Origin of the sequence: Nocardiopsis algeriensis, assembly GCF_014203695.1 — a bacterium.
Taxonomy (GTDB): domain Bacteria; phylum Actinomycetota; class Actinomycetes; order Streptosporangiales; family Streptosporangiaceae; genus Nocardiopsis; species Nocardiopsis algeriensis.
This window is the reverse complement of sequence record NZ_JACHJO010000006.1, coordinates 16,252-37,212: the sequence shown is the minus strand read 5'-3', so window position 1 is coordinate 37,212 and position 20,961 is coordinate 16,252. Positions and strand designations below refer to the sequence as shown.

Annotated in this window: 16 protein-coding genes and 1 tRNA gene; 6 read left to right on the top strand and 11 right to left on the bottom strand. The window is 71.9% G+C overall.

What is annotated here, in order from left to right:
- Positions 1-86: 86 nt before the first annotated feature.
- On the bottom strand, positions 87-1,241 hold the full coding sequence (locus tag FHS13_RS10690) for an FIST signal transduction protein (RefSeq protein WP_184291085.1): 1,155 nt from the start codon (positions 1,239-1,241) through the stop codon (positions 87-89).
- Positions 1,242-1,341: 100 nt separating this feature from the next.
- Between FHS13_RS10690 and FHS13_RS10685 the strand changes: the two genes are divergently transcribed.
- Together FHS13_RS10685 and FHS13_RS10680 are read left to right on the top strand one after the other, a co-directional pair.
- The gene (locus tag FHS13_RS10685; RefSeq protein ID WP_184291083.1) at positions 1,342-2,757 is read left to right on the top strand and encodes a sigma 54-interacting transcriptional regulator; all 1,416 of its coding nucleotides are present in this window, start codon (positions 1,342-1,344) and stop codon (positions 2,755-2,757) included.
- Between the two features lie 67 nt (positions 2,758-2,824).
- Positions 2,825-3,868: a VWA domain-containing protein gene (locus FHS13_RS10680; RefSeq protein ID WP_184291591.1), complete on the top strand. Its 1,044-nt coding sequence runs from the start codon at positions 2,825-2,827 to the stop codon at positions 3,866-3,868.
- A gap of 449 nt (positions 3,869-4,317) precedes the next feature.
- Here the strand turns inward: FHS13_RS10680 and FHS13_RS10675 are convergent, their stop codons facing one another.
- From FHS13_RS10675 to FHS13_RS10665, 3 genes are all read right to left on the bottom strand, one after another.
- A complete protein-coding gene (locus FHS13_RS10675) occupies positions 4,318-5,463 on the bottom strand; it encodes a cystathionine gamma-synthase (RefSeq protein ID WP_184291081.1) in 1,146 nt (381 codons plus the stop codon).
- Positions 5,464-5,541: 78 nt separating this feature from the next.
- Positions 5,542-6,282 (bottom strand): acyltransferase, encoded by a 741-nt coding sequence (locus FHS13_RS10670; RefSeq protein WP_184291079.1) that lies wholly within the window; start codon positions 6,280-6,282, stop codon positions 5,542-5,544.
- A 155-nt stretch (positions 6,283-6,437) separates the two neighbouring features.
- Positions 6,438-7,814: a cystathionine beta-synthase gene (locus FHS13_RS10665; RefSeq protein WP_184291077.1), complete on the bottom strand. Its 1,377-nt coding sequence runs from the start codon at positions 7,812-7,814 to the stop codon at positions 6,438-6,440.
- Positions 7,815-8,129: 315 nt separating this feature from the next.
- Between FHS13_RS10665 and FHS13_RS10660 the strand changes: the two genes are divergently transcribed.
- From FHS13_RS10660 to FHS13_RS10650, 3 genes are all read left to right on the top strand, one after another.
- The gene (locus FHS13_RS10660) at positions 8,130-9,128 is read left to right on the top strand and encodes a GDSL-type esterase/lipase family protein (protein WP_184291075.1); all 999 of its coding nucleotides are present in this window, start codon (positions 8,130-8,132) and stop codon (positions 9,126-9,128) included.
- A 150-nt stretch (positions 9,129-9,278) separates the two neighbouring features.
- The gene (locus FHS13_RS10655; protein WP_184291073.1) at positions 9,279-10,499 is read left to right on the top strand and encodes an acetyl-CoA C-acetyltransferase; all 1,221 of its coding nucleotides are present in this window, start codon (positions 9,279-9,281) and stop codon (positions 10,497-10,499) included.
- Positions 10,500-10,838: 339 nt separating this feature from the next.
- A complete protein-coding gene (locus tag FHS13_RS10650; RefSeq protein WP_184291069.1) occupies positions 10,839-11,093 on the top strand; it encodes a DUF4287 domain-containing protein in 255 nt (84 codons plus the stop codon).
- Between the two features lie 76 nt (positions 11,094-11,169).
- Here the strand turns inward: FHS13_RS10650 and FHS13_RS10645 are convergent, their stop codons facing one another.
- The 3 genes from FHS13_RS10645 to pruA all read right to left on the bottom strand — a co-directional run bounded on the left by FHS13_RS10645 (position 11,170) and on the right by pruA (position 15,033).
- Positions 11,170-12,117 carry a Bax inhibitor-1/YccA family membrane protein gene (locus tag FHS13_RS10645; protein WP_184291067.1) on the bottom strand — a complete coding sequence of 316 codons (948 nt, stop codon included), beginning with the start codon at positions 12,115-12,117 and terminating at the stop codon, positions 11,170-11,172.
- 218 nt (positions 12,118-12,335) lie between these two features.
- A complete protein-coding gene (locus tag FHS13_RS10640) occupies positions 12,336-13,262 on the bottom strand; it encodes a proline dehydrogenase family protein (RefSeq protein WP_184291065.1) in 927 nt (308 codons plus the stop codon).
- Positions 13,263-13,401: 139 nt separating this feature from the next.
- Positions 13,402-15,033 carry an L-glutamate gamma-semialdehyde dehydrogenase gene (gene pruA / locus FHS13_RS10635; protein ID WP_184291063.1) on the bottom strand — a complete coding sequence of 544 codons (1,632 nt, stop codon included), beginning with the start codon at positions 15,031-15,033 and terminating at the stop codon, positions 13,402-13,404.
- 211 nt (positions 15,034-15,244) lie between these two features.
- Between pruA and FHS13_RS10630 the strand changes: the two genes are divergently transcribed.
- Positions 15,245-16,993, top strand: a complete 1,749-nt coding sequence (locus FHS13_RS10630; RefSeq protein WP_184291061.1) for a PucR family transcriptional regulator — start codon at positions 15,245-15,247, stop codon at positions 16,991-16,993.
- 17 nt (positions 16,994-17,010) lie between these two features.
- Here FHS13_RS10630 and FHS13_RS10625 read toward each other — a convergent pair.
- The 4 genes from FHS13_RS10625 to FHS13_RS10610 form a co-directional block, all read right to left on the bottom strand.
- A tRNA-Leu gene (locus FHS13_RS10625) sits at positions 17,011-17,087 on the bottom strand.
- 141 nt (positions 17,088-17,228) lie between these two features.
- Entirely contained in the window at positions 17,229-18,608 is a 1,380-nt protein-coding gene (locus FHS13_RS10620; protein WP_184291059.1) for an NAD(P)/FAD-dependent oxidoreductase, read from the bottom strand.
- 794 nt (positions 18,609-19,402) lie between these two features.
- Positions 19,403-20,374: a Ppx/GppA phosphatase family protein gene (locus FHS13_RS10615; protein ID WP_184291057.1), complete on the bottom strand. Its 972-nt coding sequence runs from the start codon at positions 20,372-20,374 to the stop codon at positions 19,403-19,405.
- Complete coding sequence (locus tag FHS13_RS10610) at positions 20,371-20,949, bottom strand: DUF501 domain-containing protein (protein ID WP_184291055.1); 579 nt, start codon at positions 20,947-20,949, stop codon at positions 20,371-20,373. Before FHS13_RS10610 ends, FHS13_RS10615 begins: the two co-directional genes overlap by 4 nt.
- Positions 20,950-20,961: the final 12 nt, after the last annotated feature.

Genomic DNA, 20,961 nt, shown 5'->3' with positions numbered 1-20,961 from the left:
CACTGGGAGTGAAAAGTCACAGACCCCCAGTAAGCACGTGGAAACATGCACGCGGCAAGGAACCCGCTCAGGGTGTCGCCGAACCGTCAGCGGGTGAAGGCCAGCAGGCAGGCCGTGAACCCGTGCAGGTGGTTGACCCCGCCGACGGGGCCGATCTCACCCGCGGCGAAGAAACCCGCGACCGCCTCCGCACCCAGGACGCGGCGGACCGCCAGGACGTCGTGGTCGGGATGCGGGAACAGGTCGGCGCCCCGGCCGTTGCAGGAGAACAGCAACCCCGCTCCCACCGGGTGCTCGGCACCGAAGTCGGCGAGCCTGCGGGCCAGGTCCTCTTCCGCGGTGCCAGCGTCGCGGACCTGGAAGCGCACCGTCTGGCCGACGTCCACCACGTCGCCGACCGCGATCGCGCCCGTCTCGGGATCGGCCCCGGTGAGCGAGCGGACGAGGAAGTCGCCCTGTCCGTGCCGGTCGGCGTACTCGTTGATGGCCACCCCGATGTGCAGCCCCCGCGCGGCCAGTTCCCGGTCCTCCTCCGTCAGGTTCTCCAGCAGCTCCTCCAGCTTGGCGTAGGCGCTGCTTCCCGCCAGCTCCAGCAGGAGGCCGCCCTCGGCCGCGGTGACGGTCATGGCCGGACCGATCGGGCGGCAGCCCTGGCTGACCACCGTGCCGAGCACCCCGTCGCCGCCGACGAGTGCGCCGACGGCACCGTTCTCGGCCACCTCCCCGTCGCAGAACAACCGCACCGACTCCTCCCCGTGCAGGCCGTCGGCCATGCCGCCGACCAGGGGCAGCCCGCCCAGCGCCGCGGTGGACTCGCGCACGAACGCGTGGGTGGGGAACTCGTACGGATTGACCAGCAGGATCGCGGCGCGGTCGCGGGGACCCGGTTCGTTCATCCCGATGACCGCCAGGTGGTCGTCCTCCAGCACGGTGTCGAGGCGGAAGGGGGTGATCTCCACCCCGGGCAGCCGTGCGCACCAGACGCTCACCGCCCCCTGCCCCTCGACGGAGCGCCCGCCCCCGATGACCCCCGTGGCGCTGCACCCCAGGGTCCGGGCGATCCCCGCCAGGTCCATGACACGCTGCCCGGCGAGAGTGACCTCCTCGGTGTCCGACCCGCAGACGAAGAAGCACACCAGGTCGGCGGGACCGTCCAGCTGTTTCAGGGCGGTGAGGGCGGCGCGCTCGGCAGCGTTCACCAGATCGGCCCCCGTCGTCAGTGCATCGCCGAACTGTGCCAAGATCCGTGCCGCCTTCCGTTGCCGTCCGCTCCTCCATTCTTCCATTCCCGCTTTCGGTCGGGCTGCCCCTTCCCGGGCCGGTGGGGATAAGTTCGAGGGCGTGAGCCCCGTACCTCCCCCCGAACTCCCCCGGACCCTCGCCGGGCTACGCGCCTCCGGGCACGTCCACCGCACCGTCGCCGCCGAGGTCCGCGACAACCTCCTGCACCGGATGGGGTCGGGCGAGCCCCGCTTCCCCGGTGTGCGCGGCTTCGACGCCACCGTGCTCCCCCAGGTCGAACGCGCGCTCCTGGCCGGGCACGACATCGTCCTGCTCGGCGAACGCGGTCAGGGCAAGACCCGCCTGATCAGGGCCGTCGCGGGACTCCTGGACGAGTGGTCGCCCGCCGTGGCAGGGTGCCCGGTGAACGACCACCCCTACGCCCCGGTGTGCCCGCCCTGCCTGCGCCGCGCCGCCGAGGAGGGCGACGGGCTGCCCGTGGTGTGGCGCCACCGCGGTGAGCGCTACGGAGAGAAGCTCGGTACGCCCGACACCGGGGTGAGCGAGCTCCTCGGCGACATCGACCCCGCGCGGCTGGCCGAGGGGCGCTCACTGGGGGATCCCGAGACCGTCCACTACGGCCTCGTGCCGCGCGCCAACCGGGGCGTGTTCTGCGTCAACGAGCTGCCCGACCTGCCCGCACGCGCCCAGGTGGCGCTCTTCAACGTCCTGGAGGAGCGCGACCTGCAGGTGCGCGGGTACACGATGCGGCTGCCTCTGGACCTGCTGCTGCTGGCCAGCGCCAACCCCGAGGACTACACGAACCGGGGACGTATCGTCACCCCGCTCAAGGACCGCTTCGGCGCGCAGGTGCGCACCCACTACCCGCCCTCCCTGGCCGACGAACTGGCGCTGCTGCGGCAGGAGGCCGCGATTCCGGCGGGCACGGCCATGCCCGGGCACCTGCTGGAGGCCCTCGCCCGCTTCGCCCGGCTCGTGCGGGCCTCCAAGAAGGTCGACCGGCGCTCGGGGGTGTCGGTGCGCTTCCCGGTGGCAGCGGCCGAGACGGTGGCCGCCTCCGCGCTGCGTCGGGCCGCACTCACCCGTGAGGAGGTGCCGGTGGCCCGGGTGTGCGACCTGCCCGCGGCGGTCGAGCCGCTGCTCGGCAAGGTGGAGTTCGAGCCGGGCCACGAGGAGGCGGGGCCGGAGGTGCTGCACGTACTGCTGCGCCGGGCGGTCGCGGAGGTGTTCCGGGAACGGCTGGGCGGGGTGGACCTGGCACCGCTGGTCGACAAGTTCTCCGGAGGCGGAACGGTGGAGACCGGTGACCTGGTGGGCGCCGCCGAGCTGCTGCGGCGGATCGGGACCGTGCCGGGGCTGGCGGCGATGATCGCCGCCGCCGCGCCCGAGGAGGAGGACGGTCCGCCCTCGCCCGGGCTGGCGGCCGCGGCGGTGGAGTTCGCGCTCGAAGGGCTCCACCTGGAGCGCCGCCTGTCCAAGGACGCGCTTCCCGACGGGGGTGTCTACCGGTTCTGAGGGCGGGTACCACCCTCCTGCGCGTGTCCCCCGAGAATGCGTGTCTCCCCCGAGAAAGGGCGTGCTGGTGAGGTTCCGGTACCGGGCGTACATGGGCGGGCCCGACCCCTTGGCCGAACCCGACCCCCCGCCGGAGGAGGCCGTGGTGATCGCCCGTGAACTGCTCGGGTTCCTCCCCGAGGAGGAGGCGGGCGACCTGAGGAGGGCCCTGGTCCGCTATGCGGAGGGCGACCGCTCCGCCCTGGAGGGCATCGGTGCGGGCGGCGGGGTCGGCGGCCGCAGGCGTGAACTCCTGGACCGCCTGGACGAGGCCGACCACGGACTGAGCCCGCGCGAGCTGCGCCGGTTGGGCGAGGTCGCCCTGCGCGAGGCCCGAGGGCGCGGCGGAGGCGAGCCCTCGGGGCGCGTGCTCCCTCGCGGCGGCGACCGCGCGCTGGACGCGGTGGCGACCGTGCGCGAGGCGATGCTGCGCCGCGCCCGTGCCGGGGAGGAGGGTGTCGCGCTGCGCGCGGAGGATCTGCGCTTCACCGAGACCGAGCCCGAGGACGGCCGGTCGGTGTCCCTCCTGGTGGACCTGTCCCACTCGATGGCGGACCGGCGGTTGCACGAGGCCGCCGTGCGCACCGCGCTGGCCCTGGAGGCCCTGCTGCGGCGCCATCCGCAGGACCGGGTGCAGCTGGTGGGGTTCGGCGACACCGCCCGGAAGATGACCTCGGCCGAGCTCGTCGCCCACCCCTGGCACCGGGTTCCCGGCACCAATCTGCACCACGCGCTGCGCCTGGCCAGGGAGCACGGACGCCGCCATCCCGGCCTGCCCCACCAGGTGTTCGTGGTCACCGACGGAGAGCCGACCGCACACCTGGGCGAGGACGGCGACGTCCGTTTCTCCTGGCCGGCGAGCCCGCGCACCGCAGACCTGACCCTCGCCGAGCTGGACTCGGTGCTGCGGGACGGCGCCGAAGTGTGCCTGTTCCTGCTCTCCGACGACCCCCGGCTGCGGGCCTTCCGCGACCTGGCCAGCCGGCGCCGGGGCGTGCGGACCGTCGACGCGGACGCCGACGCCCTCGCACCGCTGCTCCTGTCCCGCTACCTGGACGGCCGTCCGTGGTAGCAGGGTTGTACCGCTGTGCTTGCTTTGGGGCCTCCGCTTCGCTTTGGCCCGCCCGTCGCCCGCCACCACCCTCAACGGACGGCCTACGGCCGCAGCCCCCTTGCTCGGGCGCCTTTCGGGCGCGGTTCTTCGTCGCTGCGCTCACACGCTCGTACCTCGCGTGTTCGCTCCACTCCTGCAGAACCCCGCCGGCTCTGTGCCTGCTTTGGGCCTCCGCTGCGCTTCGGCCCCGGCTCGGGCGCCTTTCGGGCGCGGTTCTTCGTCGCTGCGCTCACACGCTCGTACCTCGCGTGTTCGCTCCACTCCTGCAGAACCCCGCCGGCGCCCTCACGGCACACCCCCTGGGGTTGGGGTGGGCTTGCGGGTGACCGGTGCTCCGTTTCGGTCCACCTGTCACCCACCACTGTCCTCGGCGGACGGCCTACGGCCGCAGCTTCCCTGCTCGGGGGTCAGCTCTCCAGGGCCTGGAGGAGGTCTGCCACGAGGTCGTCACCGGACTCGATGCCCACCGAGATCCGGACCAGGTCGGCCGAGACCTCCAGCGGGGAGCCGGCGGTGGAGGCGTGCGTCATCCGCCCCGGGTGCTCGATGAGGGACTCCACGCCGCCCAGCGACTCACCCAGCGTGAACACCTGGGTCCGCTCGCACATCTTCAGCGCGGCCTTCTCGCCGTCACGCAGGGAGAAGGAGACCATGCCGCCGAAGGAGCGCATCTGCCGCTCCGCGACCTTGTGCCCCGGGTGGCTGTCCAGCCCCGGGTAGTAGACGTGGCTCACCGCCGGGTGCCCCTCCAGCGCGGCCACGACCTTCTCGGCGTTGGCGCTGTGCCGGTCCATCCGGACGCCCAGCGTCTTGGCCCCGCGCAGGGTCAGCCACGAGTCGAACGGCCCCGCGACGGCGCCCATCGTGTTCTGGTGGAAGGCCAGCCGCTCGCCCAGCTCGGCGTCGGAGGTCACCAGGGCACCGCCGACCACGTCCGAGTGGCCGCCCAGGTACTTGGTGGTCGAGTGCACGACCACGTCCGCGCCCAGGGTCAGCGGCCGCTGGAGGTAGGGCGAGGCGAACGTGTTGTCCACGACGTGGAGGGCGCCCGCGTCGTGCGCGATCTGGGCGACGGCCTCGATGTCGGTGATGTTGAGCAGCGGGTTGGTGGGGGTCTCGGTCCACACGACCTTCGTCTGCGGCCGGATAGCGGCGCGCACCGCGTCGTTGTCGCTCTGGTCCACCGCGTCCCAGCTCACGCCCCAGCGCTCGAACACCTTGGAGACCAGCCGGAACGTGCCTCCGTAGGCGTCACCCGGGATGACGATGTGGTCGCCCGGCGACAGGACGGTGCGCAGCAGCGTGTCCTCGGCCGCCATGCCGGAGGCGAAGGCGAGTCCTCGCACGCCGTCCTCCAAGGCGGCCAGGCACTCCTCCAGCGCCGCGCGCGTGGGGTTGCCCGTGCGCGAGTACTCGTATCCCTGGCGCAGACCCCCGACGCCGTCCTGGGCGTAGGTGCTGGTCTGGTAGATCGGCACGACCACGGCCCCGGTGCCCGCGTCCGGCTCCTGACCGGCGTGAATGGCAAGCGTCTCAAACCCGTCGAACTTCATGTGGCCACAATAGTCCCCGCACGCAACACGAGTCCCGTCTTTGACGTCGAGGACCTTCCGCCTGCGGCGGAATCCCCCTCAGGCCGGCGGGAAGCGCGTGGGTGAGCCAGGCTCCGGAGGTTCGGCGGGGGCCCCGGTCGGCGGTCCCGAGGCGAGGGTGGGCACCCGGGTCGGCGTGCCCATGTCACGCATCGGGGGCTGCCACCCGAGTTCGGGGTCGTAGGTGCGCACGACCTTTCCCGGGACGCCCGCGACGACCGCGTGGTCGGGGTAGGTACCGGGGCGCACCACGCTGCCCGCGGCGACGACGGAGTTGCGGCCCAGATGGACGCCGGGGAGGATCACGGCGTTCGCGCCGATCCAGGTTCCGGAGCCGATGCTGACCGGGTCGTCGACGGGCCACTGGAGACCGACGGGCATCTCGGTGTTGGCGTAGGAGTGGTTCTGGTCGGTGATGTACACGTAGGGCCCCGTGTACACGTGGTCGCCGATGTCCACCGACTTGTGGGCGACGATGTGGGAGCCGCGGCCGATCGCGCAGCCCGAGCCGATGCGCACGACGGTGCCCGGCCCCAGGTCGTAGTCGGGCCCCATGCCCGCGGCGAGGGTCATGTCCCCGCCGAGAATCGTGAAGTCGCCGATCTCGATCCACGGCTCCCCGTACACCGTCGCGGTGGGGAAGGCGATCGCCGAGCCGGCCCCGAAGCGGGCGAACCTGCGCGCGGCCCTGGAACCGGACCGGATCTCCGCATGCCCTCGGGCATACGACCAGGCAGAACGAATGATCCAGGACAACAGCCGCGCCACGCGAGCTCCCATGTATTACCTGCCAGTAATTTTGCCGGGAACATTAGCAGTGTTCGAGTATGCGCCCTTGTGTCCGGTCCTCGTAACGGAGGCCCGGACCGCGCGTGTCCTTCCACGCGCGTCCGGGCCCCGAACGCCTGCCACCCGGCGGATGCCGGGCCGGAGGATCAGCTCGACAGGAGTGCCAGCAGGTCCTGGCGGGTGAGAATGCCCACGGGCTTGCCGTCACGCAGCACCACCAGCGCCCCCGAGGAGCGCAGCAGGCGCACGCAGTCGTTCACCGAGGTGCCCGTGCCGACCGTGGGCAGCGGCTTGGCCATGTGCGCCTCCACCGGGTCGTCCAGCTGGGCGCGGCCGTCGAAGAGGGCGTCCAGGACGTCGCGCTCGGCGATGGAGCCCACGACCTCCGCGGCCATCACCGGCGGCTCCTCCTTCATGACCGGCAGCTGGGAGACGCCGTACTCGCGCATGATCGCCACAGCGGTGCCGAGGGTCTCGTGCGGGTGGGTGTGGACGAAGTCGGGCAGGTCGCCGCCCTTGGCCGCCAGCACCTCGCCCGCCACGGGCTCCTCGGTCTGAGCGGACAGGAAACCGTAGTCCGACATCCACTCGTCGTTGAAGATCTTGGCCAGGTAGCCCCGGCCGCCGTCGGGCAGCAGCACCACGATGACGTCGTCGGGCCCGGCCTCCGCGGCCACGCGCAGCGCCGCCTCCACCGCCATACCGCAGGAGCCCCCCACCAGCAGGGCCTCCTCGCGGGCCAGGCGGCGGGTCATGAGGAACGAGTCCTTGTCGCTGACCGCGATGATGTCGTCGCAGATGGTGGTGTCGTAGGTGCCGGGCCAGATGTCCTCGCCCACGCCCTCGACCAGGTAGGGGCGGCCCGTACCGCCGGAGTACACCGACCCCTCGGGGTCGGCACCGATGACGCGCACCGCACCGTCGGAGACCTCCTTGAGGTAGCGGCCGGTACCGCTGATGGTGCCGCCGGTACCGATGCCCGCCACGAAGTGCGTGATGCGGCCCTCGGTCTGCTTCCAGATCTCCGGGCCGGTGGAGTGGTAGTGCGACTCGGGGTTGTTCCGGTTCTCGTACTGGTTGGGCTTCCAGGCGCCGGGGATCTCGGCGGCCAACCGGTCCGAGACCGAGTAGTAGGACTCGGGATGGTCGGGGGCCACGGTGGTGGGGCAGACCACGACCTCGGCCCCGTAGGCCCGCAGCACGGCGATCTTGTCGTAGGCGACCTTGTCGGGGCACACGAAGACGCAGCGGTAGCCCTTCTCCTGTGCCACGATCGCCAGGCCGATGCCCGTGTTTCCCGAGGTCGGCTCGACGATGGTGCCACCGGGCTTGAGCGCGCCGCTCTTCTCGGCGTCCTCGACCATGCGCAGGGCGATGCGGTCCTTCACCGAACCGCCGGGGTTGAAGTACTCGACCTTGGCCAGGACCGTCGGCGCGTTCGGGCCCAGCGCCTCGGTGACCTTCCTCAACCGGACAAGGGGGGTGTCCCCCACCAGGTCGATCAGTGAGTCGTGTACCCGCACTTGTTGCTCCCTCGGATCGTGGCGGCCGGATCTTCGGACGCCGCGTCTGCCGGCGCCCGTACACCCGGGGCCGCGGGGCCGGTCCGGCCCGTTTTCCCCGACTCTAACGCCCCCGATCAGCCGGTTCGCCGGTCCCCGGCGCGGCAGGGTCCGGCGCGGCCCCTCCCCGGGGGGTGCGGTTCACGTTGCCGGGAGGTGCGCATGCTGTCCCGCTCCGGTACGTGACCGATCGGTGGGCGCTCGGTAACCTCGAATTCCGGCCGGTCCGCCGCACAGGGAGCGGGTCCCGCGCCGCGCAAGGGGGAGGTCGTCCCGGTGCTGCGAGCCGCGCGCGCACGGCGGATAGCCGCGGCCACCGCCTTCGGCGGCGGCGGTGTGACACTCGTGGGCGGCGGCGCCGTCGCCCTCCTCTACTTGCAGGCCAGGCTGGCCAAGCGCGCCGTGGGCGTCGCCGGCTGGACCAGCCCCCCGGTCGACGGGGTCTACGGCGACGGCTCGGGGCCGCCGATACGGATGCTCATGATGGGCGACTCCACCGCCGCGGGCCAGGCCGTGGAGTCGGCCGCGCAGACGCCGGGGGTCCTGCTGGCCGTCGGCATCGCCAACGCCGCGGACCGCCCGGTCCGGTTGCGCTGCGTCGCCGTCCCGGGCGCCGTCTCCGGTGACCTGGCCGAGCAGCTGGCACGGTCGCACGCCCTGGAGGAGGACGTGCGTCCCGACCTGGCGGTGATCTTCATCGGTGCCAACGACGTCATCCGGAGGGTGAGGCCGGGGGAGGCCGTGGCCCGCCTGCGCGAGGCGGTCGGGGCTCTGGTGGAGCGCGGTACGGCGGTCGTGGTGGCCACCTGCCCCGACCTGGGCACGGTGCGGCCGATCGGCTGGCCGCTGCGCTCGGTGGCCCGACGCGCCTCCCGGCAGCTGGCGGCCGCCCAGACGATCGCGGTCACCGAGGCCGGCGGGCGCACGGTGTCCCTGACCGACCTGCTCGACGGCTTCCACACCGATCCCTCGGCCATGTTCGGCCCCGACCGCTTCCACCCGTCGGCGCTCGGGTACTCCCAGGCCGCCTTCGCGGTCCTGCCGTCAGCATGCGCGGCCCTCGGCCTGCTGCCCGAGCTGGAGGCCGAACGCTCCGCGGGTGTCCTGCCGGTGGACCGGGCGGCCGTGGTCGCCGCCGAGACGCCGGGAACGGAGGTCGCCCCGGCCGACGGCCGCCGCGGGCGCCGGGGCCGCTGGCCCGCGCTCGTCCGCCGGCCGCTCCAGCGCCGCCTCCGGGCCGAGCCCTCCGACGACGCCGCGGACGAACTCGCCTAGGGGCCCGGGAGGCATCCGGGAACCCACCTGCTTTGCGACCCCGGGTGGCACGCTGGGAGGGCTTCCAGGTTTACTGGTTGGTAACAAGTCATGCTGTGAACGCGCCCGTTCCGCACGGACGCGGCTCTTCCGACTCCGATGGGACCCACCATGCCCGAAGCAGTCATCGTCGCCACCGCCCGGTCCCCGATCGGCCGGGCCTTCAAGGGCTCGCTCAAGGACATCCGTCCCGACGACCTGGCCGCCCAGATCGTCGGCGCCGCCCTGGCCAAGGTTCCCCAGCTGGACCCCAAGGACATCGACGACCTGATGCTCGGCTGCGGCCTTCCCGGCGGCGAGCAGGGCTTCAACATGGCGCGTGTCGTGGCGGTCCAGCTCGGCCTGGACACCGTTCCCGGCACCACCGTCACCCGCTACTGCTCGTCCTCGCTGCAGACCACCCGTATGGCCTTCCACGCCATCAAGGCCGGCGAGGGCGACGTGTTCGTCTCCGCCGGCGTGGAGACCGTCAGCCGCTTCGCCCACGGCACCAGCGACAACCCCCAGAACCAGAACCCGCTGTTCAACGACGCCGTCGCACGTACCGAGAAGCGCCAGGAGGCCAACACCCCGGCCTGGACCGACCCGCGCGAGGACGGCGCCCTGCCCGACGTCTACATCGCGATGGGCCAGACCGCCGAGAACGTCGCCCAGCTCACCGGGGTCTCCCGCGAGCGCCAGGACGAGTTCGCGGTCCGCTCGCAGAACCTCGCCGAGAAGTCCCTGGACAACGGCTTCTGGGAGCGTGAGATCACGCCGGTGACCCTGCCCGACGGCACCGTGGTCAGCACCGACGACGGCATCCGCCGCGGCACCACCTACGAGAAGGTCTCCCAGCTCCAGCCGGTGTTCCGCCCCGACGGCACCGTCACCGCCGGCAACGCCTGCCCGCTCAACGACGGCGCCTCCGCGCTCGTCATCATGAGCGACACCAAGGCGGCCCAGCTCGGCCTCACCCCGCTGGCCCGCGTCGTCTCCACCGGCGTGACCGGCCTGAGCCCCGAGATCATGGGCCTCGGCCCGGTCGAGGCCTCCAAGCAGGCGCTGGCCCGCGCCAACATGTCCATCGGCGACATCGACCTGGTCGAGATCAACGAGGCCTTCGCCGCCCAGGTGCTGCCCTCCGCCGACCAGCTGGGCATCGACATCGACGCCCAGCTCAACGTCAACGGCGGCGCCATCGCGGTGGGCCACCCGTTCGGCAGCACCGGCGCCCGCATCACCGGCACGCTGATCAACGGCCTGCAGTTCCACGACAAGACCTTCGGTCTGGAGACCATGTGCGTCGGCGGCGGCCAGGGCATGGCGGCCGTCTTCGAGCGCCTGAGCTAGGCCCTTTCCTGGATCATCCCGGGCCGCACCCGAGACGATCCTCTCGGCGCCCGGCGGGAGCCGTCCCCGCGTCAAGGGCCCGGAGTGCGCGCCGCTCCGGGCCCTTCGCCGTGCCCGGGCCCGGTCGGGACATTCCCACCGAGAACACCCTTCCCGGGTGTCCGTGCCAGAACGATCGCTCTTCCGGCCGTGCCGAACGGGGAACGGCTGCGGAAACCCGCTGCGCAGACGTTCCCGCTTCGGCAAGGTAAAAGCCGTCCATCGGGCCTTGTCCATTTCGTGATCCTGATGCAAGGTCGCTGGTAAGCGCCGTACGTCAACGCACTGCCGGAGGTGCCCATGCCGGTTACCCGCTCGCCGGAGATCCACGCCAAGCTCATCGAACGCATCCCGACCGTCACCGGCCGGGGGCTCCACGAATGGTTCGACGCTCTCGACGAGGGGCCCGGTCTGATCCGCCGCTCGGACCGCGCCGGCTGGCTCGCCGACGAGTACGACCTGCCCCACTGGTACGCCAACGCCCTGGTGATCGAGTACGACCGCCGCCGCAGGAACCGCTCCATCCCGGCACCCCGCCGCGGGGGCGCACTCTAGACACGGAGAAGGGGCCGCCCCCGGCTGCTGCCGGGGACGGCCCCTTCTCCCTGTACCGGTCTCCCTGTGTCCAGGGCTACTCGGAGAAGATCGACTTGAGGATCCACAGCAGGCGCAGGATCTCGATGTACAGCCAGACCAGGGAAACGGTCAGGCCGAAGGCGAACATCCAGGAGAACTTGTTGGGGATGCCCTGCTGGATGCCCTCCTCGATCCCGCGGAACTCGACGGCCAGGGTGCAGGCCGCGATGACCACGAAGACGAGGCCGACGAGGAGACCCAGCGGGCTGGCCGAGCGCAGGCCCGGGTCACCGGTGAAGAGGACGAACACGAAGTTCAGCAGCATCAGGGCCGCGGCGCCGAGGGTGGCGTAGAAGACGGTCTTCACGAAGCCGTCGGTGACCTTGATGATGCGGAACTTGTACAGCGCGAGCATCACCGCGAACACGGCGACGGTGCCGATCACGGCCTGGGTCACCAGGAGGGTGCCCGCGGCGGGGTCGCCCAGGGACATCGACAGGGTGGCGCCGAGGAGGGCCGAGAGACCGCCGACGAACAGGCCCTCCAGGGCCGCGTAGACCAGGATCGCGGCCGGGTTGGTGCTCTGCTTGAAGGCGAGCACGAGACCCATGACGAAGGCACCGAGGGCACCGACGACGGTCAGGATCAGACCCAGGCCGGGGTTGGCCACGTAAAGGAAGTAGTTGACGACGCCGAGGAGTGCGACGGTACCGAGCGTCATGCCGGTGCGCACGACCACGTCGTCGATGGTCATCGGACGTGCGTCCGCGCTCTGCGCGGGGACGCCCGGGTAGCCAGCCTGCGGGTAACCCTGCTGGGGGTACCCCGCCTGCGGGTAGCCCTGCTGGGGGTAGGGCTGACCGTATCCCGGCTGGGGGTAGCCCTGCTGCGGGTACGGCTGACCGTACCCCTGGTGCTGGCCGTACCCCTGCTGGTGGTGACCAGCGGGACCGGCCTGCTGGAGTGCCCGCTTGAGTACGGGGTTGGAACTCCGCATCCGCATGTCTAGTAATGGCCTTTCACGCGTGGATTGCTGCCCACAAGGTAACGCACGGGCCCTCTTCCGGGTTCCCCCGGCCGATCACCGTTGGGATACGGACTTCCGCTCTCGCCCGCGGCGATCCTGCGGGGCGGCGGCACCGGCCGCGAGAGGGGCGGGCCGCCGCCCACCAAGTGGACGGCGGCCCGCGGACCAGGGCCCCGACCGCGGGGAGCGGGTGCTCAGCCGCGGGTCAGCAGCGAGCGGGCGAAGAAGAGCATGTTCGCCGGACGCTCCGCCAGGCGCCGCATGTAATACCCGTACCATTCGGTGCCGTAGGGAATGTAGACGCGCATCCGCTTTCCCTCGGCGGCCAGGCGCTTCTGCTCCTCGTCGCGAATTCCGTAGAGCATCTGGTATTCGTGGTCGTCGGCCGAACGGCCGTTGTCGGCGGCGAGCCGGCCGGCGATCGCGATCATGCGCGGATCGTGCGAGGCCACCATCGGATAGCCGTCGCCCTCCATGAGGATCCGCAGCGCCCGCACATAGGCCCTGTCCACCTCGTGCTTGTCGCGGTAGGCCACCGACTCGGGTTCGTCGTAGGCGCCCTTGCACAGGCGCACACGCGACCCCGCCCCGCTCAGGTCGCGGCAGTCGGCCTCCGTACGGCGCAGGTAGGCCTGGAGCACGGCACCCACGAAGGGGAAGTCCTGGCGCAGCTCGCGCAGGATGCCCAGTGTGGAGTCCGTGGTGGTGTGGTCCTCCATGTCGAGGGTGACGGTGGTTCCCACGGCCTTGGCCGCCTCGGCGATCCGGCGCGCGTTGTCCAGGGCGATCCTCTCCCCGTCGCTGCCCAGGAACTGGCCCACCGCGGACAGCTTGACCGAGACCTCGGCGCGGTCGGCCAGGCCGGCCTCCCCCAGCGCGGCCAGCAGGTCCTCGTAGGCGGTGACGGTCGCCTCGGCCTGGGCCAGGTCGCTGGTGTCCTCACCCAGGAAGTCCAGCGTGACGAGGCGGTCGCGCGTGACCTCCTCGACGGCCGCCAGCGCGTCGGGGAGTGCCTCTCCGGCGACGAACCGGTCGACCATGGCGCGGGTCAACGGTGTGCGCTCGACGACGGTGCGGCAGGCCCGGGACCTGGCGGCGAGCAGCAGGGGCTTGCGAAGCATGGCGACCTCGTGGGGACGGGCGCGGACGAGCGGTCCGTGCGGGCGGGGCGCGGTGCGGACGCGTCCGCACCGGCGGTTTCCTCGGGGGGTCGGCGGTCTCCCGCGCCCCCTCAGGACGGGAGGGGGCGCGGGAAGGGGATCAGCCCTGTTCCTGGTGGGGGTAGGAGGAGGTCGTCGGCGCGACGAACGTCTCCTTGATCGCGCGGGGGCTGCTCCAGCGCGCGAGGTTCTGGGCGGACCCCGCCTTGTCGTTGGTGCCCGAGGCACGCGCGCCGCCGAAGGGCTGCTGCCCGACGATGGACCCGGTCGGCCGGTCGTTGATGTAGAAGTTGCCCGCGGTGAAGCGCAGGGCCTCCTCCGCCTTGGCGACGGCAGCGCGGTCGCGGGCGATGACGGCGCCCGTGAGGGCGTAGGCCGAGCCCTCGTCGACCGTGGTGAGGATCTCCTCGTACCTGTCGTCCTCGTAGACGTGGACGGCGACGACCGGGCCGAAGTACTCGGTGCGGAACACGTCGCTGGCGGGGTTGGTGCCCTCGATGATGGTGGGCCGCACGAAGTAGCCGACCGAGTCGTCGGCGGTGCCCCCGGCGATGATCTTCAGCTCGGGGTCGGACTCGGCCGACTCCAGCACCTTGGCGAGCTTGTCGAAGGAGCGGCGGTCGATGACGGCACCCATGAAGTTGGTCAGGTCGGTGACGTCGCCCATGGTGAGGGCCTCGGTCTCGGCGACGAGGTCGTCGCGCATGCGCTCCCACACGGAGCGGGCGACGAAGACACGCGAGGCGGCCGAGCACTTCTGGCCCTGGTACTCGAAGGCGCCCCGGACGATGGCGGTGCGCAGGACGTCGGGGTCGGCGCTGGAGTGGGCGACGATGAAGTCCTTGCCGCCGGTCTCGCCGACGATGCGCGGGTAGCCGCGGTAGCCCTCGATGTTCTCGCCGACGGTCCGCCACAGGTGCTGGAAGGTCCGGGTGGAGCCGGTGAAGTGCACGCCGGCCAGGTCCGGGTCGGTCAGGGCCACGTCGGAGACGGCCAGGCCGTCACCGGTGACCATGTTGATGACGCCGGGGGGCATCCCGGCCTCCTCCAGCAGGCGCATGAGCATCTCGGCGGCGAACTGCTGGGTCGGGGACGGCTTCCACACGACCACGTTGCCCATCAGCGCGGGCGCGGTGGGGAGGTTGCCGGCGATGGCGGTGAAGTTGAAGGGCGTGATCGCGTAGACGAAGCCCTCCAGCGGCCGCTGCTCCATGCGGTTCCACACGCCCTTGACGCTCAGCGGCTGCTGGGCCAGCAGCTCGCGGGCGTAGGCGACGTTGAAGCGCCAGAAGTCGATGAGCTCGCAGGCCGAGTCGATCTCCGCCTGCTGGACGGTCTTGGACTGGCCCAGCATGGTGGCGGCGTTGAGGGTGGCGCGCCAGGGGCCGGAGAGCAGTTCGGCCGCGCGCAGCAGGATGGCGGCGCGGTCGTCGAAGGACATGGCGCGCCAGGCGGGGGCGGCGGCCTTGGCGGCGGCGATCGCGTCGCGGGCGTCCTGGTGGGTGGCGTTGCGCATGGTGCCGAGCACGGCGGAGTGGCGGTGCGGCTGAACGGCGTCGATCGGATCGCCGCCCCCCATGCGGCGCTCACCGCCGATGCGCATCGGCAGGTCGATGCTCTCCCGGCCGAGCTCCTCCAGCTTCGCGACGAGTTCGGCGCGCTCCGCGCTGCCGGGTGCGTAGGACAGAACCGGCTCGTTCTGCGGCAGCGGCACGTTGGTCACGGCGTCCATGGGCATCTCCCCGAAAAGAATGTCCCTGAACCACGCAGGGAAGGTCTGGTTCCCACTCTTCCCGGGAAGGGCCCTCCGGACGTTGTGGGCCAGGCCATTGTTCGGCCGGTCCGTTTGTCCTCCGGGACAAAGGTCGGCGCATGCGAGTACAGTCTCCCCATTGCCCTCCCCCACCCCCGAAAAACGCACGCATTTCTGGGAGCTCGCCGTGATGTCAGACGTAACCGCTGGTCGGAACGGTGGAGAGGCGGAAGCGGTCGCCGGGGTCCCGTTGCGCGAGCTGCTGCTGGCGCTGGGTGAACCGGTGCTGGACGTGGCCGCCGCCCCGGAGGGTCTCGATGTCCAGGTGGACAACGTGGTCATCCTCGATCCCGAGGACCGCACGGAGGTGGGGCCGGGGGACCTCGTCCTGCTGGTGGGCGTGCGCGGCGCGGCGGCCCGGCGCCTGGTGCGGACGGTCGCGCGGCAGCGGGCGGCGGCGGTCGCGGTCAAGGCGGGCACCTCCGCGGACGAGGACCTGCCGCCGTCCCCGGGAAGGCCCCGCCCCCGCCCGGGGGACGACCTCCTGCTGCCGCTGCGCACCGAGGCGCGCGAGTCGGGGATCGCCCTGCTGGCGGTACGCCCGCAGGTGCGCTGGGAGAAGCTCCAGGCGCTGTGCCAGGGCATCGTCGACAACGCCCGGCTGATCGCCGGGGAGGATCTGGACGAGGCCGACAGCGACCTCTTCTCGATGGCGCAGACCATCGCCCGGCTCACGGGCGGCCTGGTGAGCATCGAGGACTCGGCCAGCCGCGTCCTGGCCTACTCCAGCAGCGCCGAGGTCGACGAGCTGCGCCGCCTGTCGGTTCTCGGCCGGCGGGGACCGGAGTCGTACCTGGCGCTGCTGCGCGAGTGGGGCGTGTTCACCAGGCTGCGCTCGGGCGAGGAGGTGGTGCGTATCGACGAGCACCCCGAGCTGGGCATCCGCCGCCGCCTGGCGGTGGGCATCCACGCCGGCAGCCGCCCCCTCGGATCGATCTGGGTGCAGGAGGGGTCTCGGCCGCTGGCCGAGCACGCCGAGGAGGCACTGCTCGGCGCGGCACGGGCGACCGCGCTGCACATGATCCGCCGGCGCGCCCAGACCAGTGCCGGGCTGCGGCTGCGCGAGGACCTGCTGTCGAGCCTGCTCGAGGGCCGCATCGACGCCGACGCCCTGGCGGGGACCGTGGAGGTGCGCCCCGAACGGGCGGCACTGGTCGTGGCCTTCGCCCGCGCCGGGAAGGAGGATACGCAGAAGGCCGACCGCTCCGAGCGGGAGCTGAGTCGCCGCCGGCTCGTCGACCTCGTGTCGGTGCACGCCGCCGCCTACCGGCGCGGGTCCCTGGTCACCGAGCTCGGCGGGCGGGTGTACGCACTGCTGCCGGACCTGGCCCGGGGCAGGCGGGGGTGGGCGGGCACGGAGCAGGGGGTGGTCTCGCTCGCCGGCAGGACGGTGGCCGCCGCCCGGGACGCCCTCGGTCTCGCGGTGCGGGCCGCGGTGGGGTCCCCGGCGGAGCGGCTGGGGGACGTACCCGACTCGCGCGCGGAGGCGGACCGGGTGCTGGACGCGATGGAGCGCGAACCGGAGGAGGGCGGCAGGGAGGTGGCGACCATCTCCGACGTGCGCTCGCAGGTGCTGGTGGGCGAAACCCTGGCGCACCTGAGGGCGGACCCGTCGCTGCGCGACCCGCGGGTCACCCGGCTGGTCGAGTACGACCGCACGGGGAACTCCGAGCTGGTGCGGTCGCTGCTGGCCTATCTGGAGGCGTTCGGGGACGCGCGCGCCGCCGCCGAGCGGTTGCACGTGCACCCCAACACGCTGCGCTACCGGGTACGGCGGGCCGCTTCGGTCAGCGGCATCGACCTGGGCGATCCCGGGGAGCGGCTGTTCACACAGCTCCAGCTGCTCCTGGAGCAGAGGGAGCGGGACCGGCCGGGATGACCTCCCGGGCGGGAAGGTGGTACCCCCGGTCGGACTCGAACCGACACTTGTGACCCTTTTAGGGGGCCTGCCTCTTCCATTGGGCTACGAGGGCGATCCCATCATACCGACCGGATCGGACCTTCTCCCTGTTTCCCGTTGGCCACATGGGGACACGAAGCGGCCGGCCTCCCGCAGGAGACCGGCCGCCCGGGTCCGGTGCGGCGCGCCGGTGGGTGTCGCGCGCCGGAGCCGGTCAGCTCACGCGGCGGAGCTGACCGTCCTCGACGATCCGGGGCTCGCTGGCCTCCTCGAAGGCCTGGCGCGGCGCGGCCATCTCCGGCAGCGCGGCGAAGTCGCGGCGCAGGAAGAGGGAGAGCGTCCAGTCCGAGAGGACGCGCAGCTTGCGGTTGAAGGTCGGGACCGCCATCAGGTGGTACGAGCGGTGCGCGTACCAGGCCAGGCGGCCGTTGAGCTTGATCTTGCCGAAGAGCTGCGCGGCACCCTTGTGCATGCCCAGCCCGGCGACGGCGCCCAGGTTCTTGTGGCGGTAGGCCGTGGGCTCGCCACCGCGCAGCGCGGCGATGACGTTGTCGGCGAGCACGGGCGCCTGGCGGACCGCGTTCTGGGCGTTGGGCGGGTAGTAGCCGCCGTTGCCGTCGGGCACCTGGGCGTTGTCGCCGCCCGCGAAGGCGTTCTCCACACCGTTGACCTTGAGGTACTCGTTGGTGTCGACGTGCCCCTTGGGGCCCACCGGCAGGTCGCTGGCGGCCACGACCGGGCTGGGCTTGACGCCCGCGGTCCACACCAGGGTGCCGGCCTCGAACTCGGTGCCGTCGCTGAGCTTGATCCGCTGGTCGACCGCCGACTCCAGGAAGGTCTTGAGGCGGACGTCGATGCCGCGGCGGCGGAGCTGGTTGAGGGACTTGGCGCCGACCTCGGGCCCGACCTCGGGCAGGATCTTGTCGGCTGCCTCGATGAGGTAGAACTTCACGTCGGACTGGTCGATCGACGGGTGCACGCGGATCGCGTCGCGGACCATGTCCTCCAGCTCGGCGATGGCCTCGGCCCCGGCGAAGCCGCCGCCGACGAAGACGAAGTTCAGCGCCTTGCGGCGGACGTCCTCGTCGTCGGTGGAGTCTGCCACGGCCAGCTGGTTGAGGACGTGGTTACGGAGGTAGGCCGCCTCCTCCACGGTCTTGATACCGATGCCCCACTCGGCGAGGCCGGGGATGGGCAGGGTGCGCGAGACGGCGCCGGCGGCCATCACCAGGTAGTCGTAGGCGATCGTCTCGGGTTCGCCCACGTTGGGCTCGTAGCGGACGGTGCGGTCGGCGTGGTCGATGCGCACGACCCGCCCGCCGAGCACGCGCACGCGCTTGAAGACCTTACGCAGCGGCACGACGACGTGGCGGGGCGAGATGCTGCCGGCCGCGGTCTCGGGCAGGAAGGGCTGGTAGGTCATGTACGAGTTCGGGTCGATGACGGTGATCCGTGCCTCGCCCGCCCCGAGCTTCTTCTCCAGCCGCCTCGCGGTGTACATCCCGAGGTAACCGCCACCGACGACGAGGACGTGCGGGATCTCCGCGTCGTTCCCTCCGCCGTGCACCAGCCGGTAGTTCCTGCTCTCGGTCATCGCATATCCGCCCTAACGGTTCTTCTCTGTGGGGCCTTTCGCCCGGGGCCGCGGAGTTCCCACGGCACCCGGTCGGGATCTCGGGTCTCGGTCCCGTGCCGCCCGGGTCTGGGCCGACCGCCCAGAATGTCTGCTGCTTGTGCATTCTTTCACAAGCTTCCGCCGACAGAGAAGGCTCACATCTGCTCACCTTCTCACCACTTGTTTACCTGACCGAATCATGTTCTTGCAGGTCACATGGGTTGTGAAAGCCTTCACAAGAGTCTTTCGGGGTGACACGTCTCACCCGAAGGGCTCTGTTGCTTTGGGGCCTCCGCTTCGCTTCGGCCCCGGTTCGGGCGCCTTTCGGGCGCGGTTCTTCGTCGCTGCGCTCACATCCTCGTTCCTCGGATGTTCGCTCCACTCCTGCAGAACCCCGCCGGCGCCCTCACGGCACACCCCCTGGGGTGCGGGTGGGCTTGCGGGTAACCGGTGCTTTGCCTCGGCCTGCTCGTTATCCACCCTCGCCCTCCTGCGCTTGCTTTGGGGCCTCCGCTTCGCTTTGGCCCCTGCTCAGGCGCCTTCACGGCACACCCCCTGGGGCGCGGGCGGGTTTGAGGGTGGCCGGCATTTCGGCCCGCCCGTCGCCCCTGTGTTTGCTTTGGGGCCTCCGCTGCGCTTCGGCCCGCACGTCACCCGCCACCACCCTCAATGGGCGGCCTACGGCCGCAGCCCCCTTGTTCGGGCGCCCTCACGGCACATCCCCTGGGGTGCGGGTGGGCTTGTGGGGAACCGGGGCTTCGCTTGGGGCCGGTTCAGGGGATGATGCTCCAGGCGACGCCGTCCAGGATGTCGTGCTCGCTGGCGGTGAAGGCGTCCGCCCCCGTGCGGGCGAGGACGCGGGAGAGCACCAGCGCGCCCGCGCCGATGACGTCGACACGGCCCGGGTGCATGACACCGATCGCCGCGCGTTCGACGGCGGTGGAGCCCAGCAGCTCCTCGGCGATGCGGTCCAGGTCGTCCTTGGTCACACGCGCGCGGTGGATCCTCTCGGAGTCGTACTCGGGCAGGTCCAGCGCGATTCCGGCCACCGTCGTCGCGGTGCCCGCCACGCACACGACCGAGGCGGCCTCGCGCAGCGGCACGACCCGCTCGACCTCGTCCAGCGCGGCGTCGATGTCGGCCGTGGCCGCGGCGATCTCCTCCGCCGTGGCCGGGTCGCTGCGCAGGTGGCGCTCGGCCATGCGCACGCAGCCGATGTCGATCGACAAGGACGCCCGCACCAGGTCATCGTCCCCGTCACCGCCGAGGACGAACTCGGTGGAGCCCCCGCCGATGTCGACCACCAGGAACGGCGGCTCGAGGCCGCCCTCCCCCTCCTCGGCCTCGAACTCGGCGGTGGCACCGACGAACGACAGCTCCGCCTCGTCCAGGCCGGTGACCACCTCGGGCTCCACACCCAGGATCTCGCGGACCCCGTCGACGAACACCTGCCGGTTGCTCGCGTCCCGGGTGGCGCTGGTGGCGACCATGCGGACCGACTCCGGCCCCGGCTCGATGCCGTGCGCCCGGATCGCCTCCGCGTAGCCGCGCAGCGCCTCGAAGGTGCGCTCCAGCGCCTCGGGTGAGAAGGCCCCCGTCCTGTCGACGCCCTCGCCCAGGCGCACGATCTCCATGCGCCGGTCGACGTCGACCACCTGCACCTCGTCACCGTCGATGTGGACGACCTCGGCGATCAGAAGCCTGACCGAGTTGGTTCCGCAGTCGATCGCCGCGACACCGCTCATGACCCGTTCCCTTCGCCGCCCTCGGGGAGGCTCTCGTCGACACACACGCACGGACCCTTGTCCCACCAGGCCGGAAGCTCCTCCAGCGCCTCGGCGCCGAAGGGGTTGGTCCCCGGCTCGGCGAGCTCGTGGGCGACCAGGGCGTGCAGGCACTTGACCCGGGTGGGCATGCCCCCGGTGCTCTGCATCCCCTCGGGCAGGGGCTCGACGCCGTCGCGGCGCGCCTGCTCGGCGCGCTCGGCGAGGTAGGCCTCGTGCGCCCTGGTGTAGGCGGCCTGCAATTCGGGGTCGGTGCCCAGCCGCTCCTGCATCTCGCGCATGCGGCCCTCGTTCTCCATGCGTCCGATGGCGGAGGCGGCACGCGGGCACGTCAGGTAGTACAGGGTCGGGAACGGCTCACCGCTCTCCAGGCGCGGAGCGGTGCGCACCACGTCGGGGAGGCCGCACGGGCAGCGGTGCGCGATCGCGCGCACGCCGCGCGGGGTGCGGCCCAGCTGGAGCTCCACCGCGGCGACGTCGCGCTCGGCGACCTGGGGTCGGGCGTGCCCCTGAGGGGGCTGATCTGGGGAAGTCATGACCGGTCCAGG